The organism is Rhodobacter flavimaris, from assembly GCF_021378075.1.
Classification (GTDB): Bacteria; Pseudomonadota; Alphaproteobacteria; order Rhodobacterales; family Rhodobacteraceae; genus Rhodobacter; species Rhodobacter flavimaris.
Genome location: NZ_JAJUOS010000067.1, coordinates 1 through 292 on the forward strand (window position 1 = coordinate 1; position 292 = coordinate 292).

The 292-nt window shown below is 55.5% G+C and carries 1 protein-coding gene; it reads right to left on the reverse strand.

Annotated features, from left to right (window positions below; translation table 11 throughout):
• Positions 1–239: immunoglobulin domain-containing protein (locus LZA78_RS18155; RefSeq protein WP_233678180.1), on the reverse strand; the 239-nt coding region annotated here is incomplete at its 3' end.
• Positions 240–292: the final 53 nt, after the last annotated feature.

Here is a 292-nt window from a genome sequence, read left to right on the forward strand (position 1 = left end):
CTCAGCTCCATGTAGGCTGTGCTTGTGGAGGTGTTCCTGGTCATGGTGACTCTGCCCTCGAACTTCTGTGCATAGCCTGTGTTACCACTGTTAGGGTTCATCCATCCCATCCACTCAAGCCCTTGTCCAGTGGCCTGTCGCACCCAGTTGATATCATAACTGGTGAAGGTGTATCCAGAAGCCTTGCAGGAGACCTTCACTGAGGCCCCAGGCTTCTTCACCTCAGCCCCAGACTGCACCAGCTGCACCTGGGATTGGGCACTTGTAGCTGCTGCCACCAAGAAGAGGATCC